The following is an 8,397-nucleotide window of genomic DNA, read 5'->3' as shown; positions in this document are numbered from 1 at the left end:
ACGGCGGCCTGACCGCGGCGGTGGTGTGAGTTCCGGCCGGGGGGCCGGTCCCGAGGGGGGCCCGCCGGCCAGCACCCGGCCGAGGTCGGCGGGATCGCGGATCCAGACGTCGACCGCCGTCCCGCCGGGATGGGTCAGCGTCAGGCAGCCCTGGCGGCCCGGGCCCCACCGCGGCACGACCTCCGCGGCCCAGGACCGGTCGAATACCAGCGGGCCGACACCGCGCCGTCGGTCGCCTTCCCTGAGGGCCCACCGCAATTCGCCACCCGCCAAGGTCAGCCGCCCCAGCAGTTCGCCGACCTCTTCGACCCGCCGTGCGTGCCGTCCCGGTGCCTTGGCCCCCAGGAGCCGGGCCGCCGAAACCGGCAGCTGGGCCGGCCACGACGGCGGGTCGCCGGCGGCGCGGCGCCGCCGTTCCTTCCGGAGGTCCCACCGGACGACGAGCGTGAGCAAGAGGTGGACCAGCGCGAGCGTCCCGAGCAGGACGCCCGCCGCGGGCACCCAGCCCGCCTTCGGCCCGAGCAGGGCCGACAACCCGGCCATATAGCCGAGGCCGAGCAGCGAACGGGTGCGCCGCCGGCGTTCCCGCTCGCGGCCGGCTCCGGTCATCTTCACTCCAGCCCGGCCTGTTCCAGGTCCAGCAGCCGCTGGATCCGGCGGCGGGTTCCGTCGGTGATCTCGCCCTTCTCGAACAGCCGGGTCAGCTCGGCGGCCTCGACGTCGATCAGCTCCCGTCGCAGCGTCCGGTAGTCGATCCTTCGTTCCAGATCCTCGGCACCCTCGCCGACGTCGTCCTCGATGCGTTCGAGCCGCGCCTGCCAGCCCGTGCGCAGCTGGTCGACCACGAACTCCGGCGCCGACTCGGTTTCGGCCAGGTGCCGCAGGTGGTCCAGGCCGGCCTCGGCGAGCTTCCGCCGCGCGGCGCTGAACTCGCTCCGCAGGTCGTCAGGGTCCAGCGCGATCCCGGCGCGGCGCACCAGGGGCGCGAGCGTGAAGCCCTGCACCACCAGCGTCAGCACGATCACCGCCGTCGTCAGCAACAGCACCAGATCACGCCCCGGCAGCGCCGCACCGTCCAAAGTGGCCACCGGCAGCGACAGCGCCGCGGCCAGCGGCACCACGCCGCGGGCCCCCGCCCAGGAGACGACGGCGGGCACCTGCCAGGACAGCCGTTGCCCACCGCGGCGCTGCCGGATCGCCGAGAGCACGAACACCAGCAGCAGGCGCACGAGCACCAGCGTCACGGCGATGGCCACCGCCTGCAGCAGCCACCACGCGCCGTTGCCGGTCAGGCGGCGCACCAGGGTGGGCAGCTGCAGCCCGATCAGGCCGAACACGACGCTCTCCAGCAGGAACACGACGGTCTGGTAGACCGCGCCGACCTGCAGCCGGATCCGCGCGGTCGTCAGGCGTTCGGCCTGCGTCCCCAGCAGCACGCTCGCCACGACGACCGCCGTCACGCCCGAGCCGCCGACCGACTCCGCCACGACGTACCCGGCGTACGGCGTGACCAGCGAGATCACCGTCTCCAGCACCGGGTCCTCGGTGCGCCGCCGGATCACGAACGCCCCCAGCGCGGTCAGCACGCCGACCGCCACACCCCCGCCGGCGAGGATCGCGAACTCGCCGGCCGTCCGGCCCCACGACGCGGCGCCACCCGCGACGGCCAGGAACAGCGCGACCCGGAACAGCAGCAGGCTCGTCGCGTCGTTGAACAGGCTCTCGGCCTGGATCAGGGCCTGCACCCGCGGCGGCAGGGCGAGCCGCCGGGCCAGAGCCGTCACCGCGACCGGGTCCGTGCTGGCCAGCACCGCGCCGAGCACGAACGCCATCCCGACCGGCAACGGCGTCACCAGGACGGCCGTGCCGATCACCGCCGCGGCCGAGAGCAGCACCAGCCCCACCGACAGCACGGCCACGGGCCGCCCGACGGCGCGCAGGTCCCGCCACGGCAGCTCCTCCCCCGCGGCGAACAGCAGCGGGGGCAGCACGACCAGGCTGATCATCTCCGGCGTCACCTGCACGGCCGCCGCCCCGGGCAGCAGCCCGAGGGCGACCCCGGCGACGACCAGCAACGAGGGCGCGGGCACGCGCAACCGCTTGGCGAACGTCGCCACCACGGTCGCGACGACCACCAGGAACAGTACGGTTTCGACCCCGCGCATCGCCGGTCCTCCACATCCCGATCCGGATGCCGACCAGACTTCCCGGCGCGCCGCGCTCAGCCTACGCGACGCGCCCGCCCCACCGGGGCAAACCTCGGCGCACGTGCTTCCCCGAACGGCCGGCACACCGCCAGGAGTGGCCAACACGGCACGCGGCGGCGCCGGCGAACTCGGACGGTCGGGTGTGCCGGCCGTTAGCCGCCGACGTGGATGCCGGGGCGGCGGGCCGGGTCGTCCTCGGTGGTCCGCAGGATCTCGCGGACGACCGGCGCGGTGTCGCCGCGGCCGAGGATCAGGTAGCGGAACAGGTGCCCGAGCGGGTTGCCCTCCGACCACTCGAAGTGGCACTGCGGCCGCACGCCCGTCGCGTCCCGCAGCGCCAGCAGCACCGCGGCGATCGCGTTGGGCGCCGCCGGGCTGTCGGCGCGCAGGATCCGGTACCCGTCGACCTCCACGCCCCGCACCTGCAGCACGTTGCTGAACTCGGACGGGTCGACGACGTCGATCTCGAGGAAGAGCGTGTCCGCGGTGCCGGGCACCGGGTTCATCCCCCGCTGTTCGGCCTCCTTGGCCGAGTACTCCGCGAAGTCACCACCCTGACGCCGGTTGGCGATGATGTTCAGGGCGCCGTCGTTGGCCAGCGAGTCGGTGACGAACCGGCGAGCCTGTTCGTCGAACTCGATCCGCTCGGCCCGCAGCTCGGTCGTGCGGGACACCCGCGAAACCAGCGACACCACGATGATGCCGAGGATGAACAGGCCCGAGATCGCCAGGCCGTCCGGCTTTTCGATGACGTTCTCGACCAGCGCGTAGAGCAGCACCAGCGTCAGCACGGCGAAGCCGATCGTCCCGGCGACCTGCTTGCGGCGCAGCGACGAGATGGTGACCGCGACGGCCCCGGAGACCATCATCGCCAGGATCCCGGTCGCGTACGCACCGGCCTGGGCGTTGACGTCGGCGCCGAACGCGACGGTGATCAGCACGCTGATCACGGTGTAGACCAGCACGACGGGCCGGACCGCGCGGCCCCACTCCGGCGCCATGCCGTAGGAGGGCAGGTACCGCGGCACGATGTTGATCAGCCCGGCCATCGCCGACGCGCCGGCGAACCACAGGATCAGCACGCTGGAGATGTCGTAGACCGTGCCGAACGCCTCGCCCAGCTCCTGGTGGGCGAGGTAGGCCATGGCGCGGCCGTTCGCTTCCCCGCCTTCCTTGAACTTGTCGGCGGGGATCAGGACGGTGGTGATGAAGCTCGTGGCGATCAGGTACACCGACATGATCAGCGCGGCGACGGTCAGCAGCTTGCGGGTGTTGCGGATGCGCGACTCGAGCCGTTCTTCGTCGGACTTCCCCTCGGCCGCGACCAGCGGCATCATGCTGACCCCGGTCTCGAAGCCCGACATGCCGAGCACGAGCAGCGGGAACGCGACCACGGCCGGCCCCACGATGCCGCCGAACCCGCCGCCGCCCGCGGTGAGCGCGTCCGTCCAGCGGGACAGCGCGGCCGAGTCGGAGAACAGGTCGACGCCGGCCACGACCACGACGATGGCGTTGAGCAGCAGGAAAACGGCCACCAGCGGGATGGCGACGCCGACGGCCTCGCTGAAGCCCATCAGGAAGACGCCGCCGAGGATCAGCAGCAGCACGACCGTGATCAGCACGGCGTGCCCGTGGAGGAACCCGGGCAGGTAGGGGTTTTCCAGCAGGTGCACGGAGGCGTCCGCCGAGGACAGGGTGATCGTGATGATCCACGACGTCGCCACGAACCCCAGCAGCACCAGCACGAAGATCTTGCCGCGCCAGAACGGCAGCAGGTCCTCCAGCATCGCCACCGACCCCTGCCCGCGCGGGCTTTCCCGGGCGACGCGCCGGTACATCGGCAGCATCCCGAGCAGCGTCAGCGCGACGATCAGCAGGGTCGCCAGCGGCGAGAGCGCGCCCGCGGCGAGGGCGGCGATCCCCGGCAGGTAGGACAGGGTCGAGAAGTAGTCGACGCCGGTCAGGCACATGACCTTCCACCAGGCCTGCGGCTTGGCGTGGTCCTCGGCCGCTTCCGGCCCCGAGGGCGACACCCGGTGCTCCAGCAGCCACCGCACGGCCGGGCCGGACGGCGGCTTCGCCTGCACCGGACTGTCCACGACGGCCGGAACCACGAATTCTGGTGCGGTGCTCAAGCTACGACTCCCCGATCGGCGGCATGCTGCACTCCCGGGCGCAAGAATGCCCGACCCGCGCCGGACCGGCGTACCCGGGCCCGGCGCACCCGGCCTGGTCCGGCGCCGGGCCCGGACAGCCCTGACGTCCGCGACCGTCGAGCCGGCCCCCTGTCCGAAGTCTCCTGGCACGGCCGCGAGTCCACCGGCGCGGCCAAGCCCGGACACCAGGCTGTCCAGGCCCGCAAGACCCGGGGACCACCCCAGCCCCGATCGCCTGACGTCCGCGGCCGTCGAGCCAGCCCCGCTGCCCGGAAACTGCATCCACGCCCGCGAGCCCACCGGCGCGCCCAAGCCCGGACGCCGGGCCGTCCAGGCCCGCAAGACCCGGCGATCGCCCCCAGCCCCGACAGCCTGACGTCCGAGCCGGCCCCGCTGCCCGGGAACTGCTTGCACGGCCGCGAGCCCACCGGCGCGGCCAAACCCGGACGTCGGGCGTTCCAGGCCCGCAAGACCCGGGGATCGGCCCCGGCCCCGACAGCCTGACGTCCGAGCCGGCCCCGCTGCCCGGAAACTGCATCCACGCCCGCGAGCCCACCGGCGCGGCCAAACCCGGCCGTCGGGCCGTCCAGGCCCGCAAGACCCGGGGATCGGCCCCGGCCCCGATAGCCTGACGTTCGTGACCGTCGAGCTGGCCCTGCTGTCCGGGGTCTCCTTCCGCGGCCGGGAGCTCACCGGGTCCCGGCCGGGGGCGCTGCTGGCCCTGCTCGCGGGCACCCTGCGCACGGGGTGCGGCGCGGACCGGCTGGTCGCCGAGCTGTGGCCGGACGAGCGGCCCGAGCACCCGGCCAAGGCGTTGCAGGTCCTGGTTTCGCGGACCCGGGCGCGGCTCGGCCCGGACGTCATCGTGAACACCCCCACCGGCTATCGCCTCGCGCTGCGCGAAGAGCAGGTCGACACCGCCGCCGTTCTGCTCCACGCGGCGGCGAGCGAGCGGGCCGCCCGCGACGGCGACCACGCGGGCGCCCTCGGCCACGCCGAAGCCGGGCTCGCGCTCTACGACGGGCCCGCGGACGCCGCCCCGACCGGCCCGCTGTCCGCGCTGCGGGCCGCTCGCGCCACGACGTACCGGAATCTGGCCCGTTCCCGGGCGCTCGCCCTGGCCCGGCTCGGCCGGTACGCCGAGGCGGCCGGCCCGCTGGCCGAAGTCCGGCGGGACCGGCCGTCGGACGAGGAAGTCCTGCTGGAGCTGCTGCGCTGCGAGGCCACGACCGCGGGGCCGGCCGCGGCCCTGAAGCGCTACGAGGACCACCGGCGGGCCCTGCGCGACGAGCTCGGCAGCGACCCCGGACCCGCGCTGCGGGCCCTGCACCGCGAGCTGCTGCTCGCCGACGCCCCCGCGCAGCGCCACGGCGTCCGCCACGAACCGAACCCGCTGCTGGGCCGGGACCGGGACATCGCCGCGGTCACCGCGCTGCTGCGCACGTCGCGGGTCGTGTCGATCGCCGGCCCCGGCGGTCTCGGGAAGACCCGGCTCGCGCACGCCGTCGGCCGCCAGGCCGACCAGCGGGTGGTGCACTTCATCGAGCTGGCCGGGCTCACCTCCGACGGCGACGTCGCGGCGGCGGTCGCGGCCGAGTTCGGCGTGAGCGGCGGCGCGGCGCTCGCCGACGTCGCCGAAGCCCTCGGCGCGAACCCCGTGCTGCTGATCCTGGACAACTGCGAGCACGTCGTGCGCGGTGCGGCGGACCTGGCGCACGGCCTGGTCTCGCTGAGCGGCGAGCTGCGCGTGCTGACCACCAGCCGGGCCCCGCTCGGCCTGTCGTCCGAGGCGGTCTACCCGCTACCGGAGCTGGACCTCCCGACGGCCGCCGAGCTGTTCACCCAGCGCGCCCGGGCGGCCCGGCCCGGCGCCGACCTGCCGCCGGAGGCCGTCCGGACCCTCTGCGAGCGACTGGACGGACTGCCGCTCGCGGTCGAGCTGGCCGCGGCCCGGATCCGGACCCTGTCCGTCGCCGAGATCGGCGAGCGGCTGGCGGACCGGTTCACCGTGCTGCGCGGGACCGCCCGGGACGCCCCCGGCCGGCACCGGACGCTGCACGCCGTCATCGACTGGAGCTGGCACCTGCTCGACGGCACCGGGCAGGCCGCGATGCGCGCGCTCTCGGTGTTCCCCGGCGGCTTCACGGCCGGCGCCGCCCGCCACCTGCTCGGTGACGACGGCGTGCTCGAGCAGCTGGTCGACCAGTCGCTGCTGAAGGCGGCCGACGACACCGCGGGCACCCGGTTCCGGATGCTGGAGACCGTGCGCGAGTTCAGCGGGGCGCGCCGCGACGAGATCGACGGCGAAACCGGCCGCGTGCTCGGGGCTTTCCTGTCCTGGGCCCGGGATTTCGGGACGACGCACCACGAGTCGGTCGTCGGTCCCGACCTCGTGCAGGCCGTCGGGCGGATCCGGGTCGAAGAGGACAACCTGGCACTGGCCCTGCACCACGGGCTCGAGCGCGAAGACGGCCCGGCCGTCGCCGCGATCGCGGCCGTCCTGGGCAGCCTATGGGTCACCGAGTCGAACTTCACGCGGCTCACCGCGCTCGCCGAGGACACCGCGTGGCTGCTGTCGCACTACCGCCCGGCGCCCGGCCTCCTCGAAGCCACCCGGACGGCGGCCGTGCTGGGCGCGCTCATCAGCCTGCTCATGCGCACCCCCTCGGCCCGCCGCACCCTGGTCACCCTGCGCCGGCTGCCGGCCGCGCCGCCGGACGACCCGGTCCGGGCCATCCAGGCGGCGTTGTGCGCACCGGATGACGCTGCGCTGCAACGGCTCTGCGACAGCGACCGGCCGATCCTCGCGGGCATGGCCTGCTACGTCGCCAGCTACGCCAGGGAAAGCGCCAACGACCTCGAAGGCGCGCTGCGGGCGGCCCGCCGGATGCTCGCGCGGCTCGAGCACGACGGCACGCCGCTGCCGGTGGCCCTCGCGCACGCCCGTGTCGGCGAGCTGTGCCTGCAGGTCGATCCCGGCGACGAAGCCCTGCGGCACATCGACATCGCGCTGTCGCTGCTCGAAGAGCTCGGCGCGCGCTCCACGTCCACCCGGGCCCGCTGGGCGAAGGTGCTGGCCAACCTGCAGCGCGGCGCGTTCGACGAGGCCGAGCAGGGCCTGCAGCCGGGCGCCGGGGACGACGAACCGATCGGGTTGCCGATGTTCGACGTCTGTTCCCGCGCCGAGATCCTGCTCAGCCGCGGCGACGTCGAGGGTGGCCTCCGCCTGTGGCGGCAGGCCGCCGACCACCTGCGCGCCACCCCTGGCGCGGGGCTCTGGAAGTGGGAGGTCCAGGCCGTCGCGGTGGTCACCCACGCCCGGCACGACCGGGTGGACCTGGTCGCGGACGTCGTCGCGGGCCTGCCCGGCCCACTGTCCACAATGGTCACAACGGCGCCGGTCGTGGAGTTCCCCGCGTGCGGCTCGCTTTTGGTGGCACTGGCCGTTTCCGACCTCGGCCGCGGCGACACGGTCTCGGGTGCCCGGCTGGTCGCGCTCGCCGAGCGGTTCGGCCTGCAACGGTCCTTCCAGCCGGCGATGTCGATCACGCGGCTGCGGGAGGTCGCGGAACGAGCCGGCCCGACCGCGTACGCCGAGGCCGTCTCGGCGTACGCGGACCTGGACCACGACGGCCTGCGCGCGGCGGCCTCGGCCGAGCTGCGTTCCCGGGATCAGCGGGGATCCCGCTTGAACAACGCCCGCGCCCAGAAATAGCCTGCCCACCAGCCCGCAGCGACCAACCCGTGCCCGGCGTACGCCAATCTGGACCACGACGGCCTGCGCACCGCAACCTCAACCGAGCGGGAATCCCAGCATCAACGCGGATCCCGCCGGAACAACAACCGGAAGCAGCCAGGCCGCACGCCCCCACGAGAACCAACCTCGACCACGACCGCCCGCGCACCACAACCTCAACCGAGCTGGAATCCCAGCACCAGCGCGGATCCCGCCGGAACAACAACCGGAAGCAGCCAGGCCGCACGCCCCCACGAGACCCAACCTCGACCACGACCGCCCGCGCACCACAACCTCA

General features: G+C 74.3%; 4 protein-coding genes. 1 reads left to right on the top strand and 3 read right to left on the bottom strand.

What is annotated here, in order from left to right:
- From ACGFMK_RS23005 to ACGFMK_RS22995, 3 genes are all read right to left on the bottom strand, one after another.
- The coding region (locus tag ACGFMK_RS23005) for a hypothetical protein (protein ID WP_392766583.1) at positions 1 to 609 on the bottom strand (609 nt) is incomplete at its 3' end.
- Between the two features lie 2 nt (positions 610 to 611).
- On the bottom strand, positions 612 to 2,165 hold the full coding sequence (locus tag ACGFMK_RS23000) for a Na+/H+ antiporter (protein WP_392766580.1): 1,554 nt from the start codon (positions 2,163 to 2,165) through the stop codon (positions 612 to 614).
- Between the two features lie 194 nt (positions 2,166 to 2,359).
- A complete protein-coding gene (locus ACGFMK_RS22995; RefSeq protein ID WP_392766577.1) occupies positions 2,360 to 4,342 on the bottom strand; it encodes an amino acid transporter in 1,983 nt (660 codons plus the stop codon).
- A gap of 658 nt (positions 4,343 to 5,000) precedes the next feature.
- On the opposite strand from ACGFMK_RS22995, the gene ACGFMK_RS22990 reads away from it, so the two are divergent.
- The gene (locus ACGFMK_RS22990) at positions 5,001 to 8,078 is read left to right on the top strand and encodes an ATP-binding protein (protein WP_392766574.1); all 3,078 of its coding nucleotides are present in this window, start codon (positions 5,001 to 5,003) and stop codon (positions 8,076 to 8,078) included.
- Positions 8,079 to 8,397: the final 319 nt, after the last annotated feature.

It is taken from the genome of Amycolatopsis sp. NPDC049252, from assembly GCF_043197175.1.
Taxonomy (GTDB): domain Bacteria; phylum Actinomycetota; class Actinomycetes; order Mycobacteriales; family Pseudonocardiaceae; genus Amycolatopsis.
This window is presented reverse-complemented; position numbering and strand designations above follow the sequence as displayed.

Bases quoted from the DNA above. Each gene is read 5' to 3' on its own strand.
- ACGFMK_RS23000 (WP_392766580.1), bottom strand. From the start codon at position 2,165: ATGCGCGGGGTCGAAACCGTACTGTTCCTGGTGGTCGTCGCGACCGTG.